This is a genomic window from Agrococcus sp. HG114, assembly GCF_024723325.1.
Lineage (GTDB): Bacteria > Actinomycetota > Actinomycetes > Actinomycetales > Microbacteriaceae > Agrococcus.
In genome coordinates this window covers 1-1,472 of record NZ_JANQCH010000215.1, presented here as the reverse complement: position 1 = coordinate 1,472, position 1,472 = coordinate 1, and the positions used below count along the sequence as shown (strand labels likewise).

The following is a 1,472-nucleotide window of genomic DNA, read 5'->3' as shown; positions in this document are numbered from 1 at the left end:
GGGCTGCGCCCTCCGCCGCAGCCGCGCCGCGTGCGATGGCCCCGCGGCGACGAGCACCCGCTCGACATCCGCGACGGCCATCAGCTGCGCCCGACCGCCCACCGCGCCACCGTGCGGACCGTCGACCGCGTCGCGCGGCAGCTCGCCGCGCTCATCGTCGATCCTGGCGACCGCGGCGGCTGACGACCTCGGCCGCCGACGCGCGGAGCGCGCGCGCCGCGGCCTCCCACGTGTAGCCGCCGACCGCGCGCTCGCGCGCCCCCGCGTCGGGCGCGACGCCCCACATGAGGTCGATCGCGCGGGCGACCGCATCCGCGTCGAGCGGCGACACCAGGGTGGCGCATCCGCCGACCGTCTCGCGGAACACGGGGATGTCGCTCGCGAGGAGCGGGGAGCCGAGGGCAGCGGCCTCGACGGCGGGCATGCCGAACCCCTCGTCGAGGCTCAAGCAGAGCGTGAGGGCCGCGTGGCGGTACAGCCAGCCGAGCTCCTCGTCCGGCACGTGCCCGAGCATCACGATGCTGCCGTCTGCGATGCGCGCGCGGGCCTCATCGGGGATGCGCGCGCCGATGCCGGAGTGCTCGCTGCCGCCCACGACGCACAGCGGCGCGGCGGGGGTGATGCGCGCGGAGCGGCTCGCGGCCAGCATGGCGGTCTCGAGGTTCTTGCGGACGTTGAGCCGCCCCACCGTGACGGCGAAGCGGGCGGTCTCGGGCACGGCGCCCGGTCGGCGCGCCGCTCCCGTGAGCGAGGGCGGGACCCCGAGGCCCGTCACCGCCGCGGGCGGCAGCCGGGGCGCATGGCGGCGGATGCGCTCGGCCTCGCTGCGCGTGGACGTCGCGACCGCCGCCGCGCGACTGGCCCACGGCAGCATCCGCCCGAAGTAGAGCCGCTCCGCGCGCGAGAACCACTCCGGATGCTCCTCGAACATCACGTCGTGCAGGAACGTCAGCGCGCGGCCGGATGCGGGGGTGAAGTTGTGCGCGAGGACGACGTCGGCGCCGGTCCTGCGGGCGATGCGCGGCAGCTCCCAGCGGTTCGCGGCGGCATGGGGCCACAGGCGGGTCCGCGCGACCGCGGCCCGCGGGGGAGCGTCGTCGGCCGCGTCGGCGGGCATCGCGAGGACGAGCTCGTCCTCCGGGAACGCGCGCGCCCACGCGAGGATCACCTCGCGCTGCACGGTCCGGTTGGCATGCGGGCCCCGCTCCCACCAGTGGGCGTCCATGAGGATCCGCATGGGCGGCATCCTACGGTGGCCGGCTCCGCCTCAGGCCCGGCGCGGGATCCTCCGATGATTGCCGCGCGCACCTCGACCCGTAACAGTGTTATGACTACGCTCGCCGCAGGCGGCACCCAGGCCCACCGCTCGCCGGTGAGCGCCGCGGGCCGCCGGCAGCGCGAGAGGCGGAGCATGGTGGCACGACCGGGAGCAGGGCGCCGCGTCCGCGCGAGCGCGCGGCTCGCGCTCGTCG

The 1,472-nt window shown here is 77.0% G+C and carries 2 protein-coding genes; one reads left to right on the top strand and one right to left on the bottom strand.

Annotated elements, in window-relative coordinates:
- The coding region (locus tag NWP09_RS12785) for a hypothetical protein (RefSeq protein WP_258275877.1) at positions 1-183 on the top strand (183 nt) is incomplete at its 5' end.
- Here NWP09_RS12785 and NWP09_RS12780 read toward each other — a convergent pair.
- Positions 152-1,237 (bottom strand): glycosyltransferase family 1 protein, encoded by a 1,086-nt coding sequence (locus NWP09_RS12780; RefSeq protein WP_258275876.1) that lies wholly within the window; start codon positions 1,235-1,237, stop codon positions 152-154. The two genes, NWP09_RS12785 and NWP09_RS12780, sit on opposite strands and share 32 nt — an antisense overlap.
- Positions 1,238-1,472: the final 235 nt, after the last annotated feature.

What these genes read in the sequence shown, in the direction of transcription:
- NWP09_RS12780 (WP_258275876.1), bottom strand. Translation starts at nt 1,237, where the DNA reads ATGCGGATCCTCATGGACGCCCACTGGTGGGAGCGGGGCCCGCATGCC.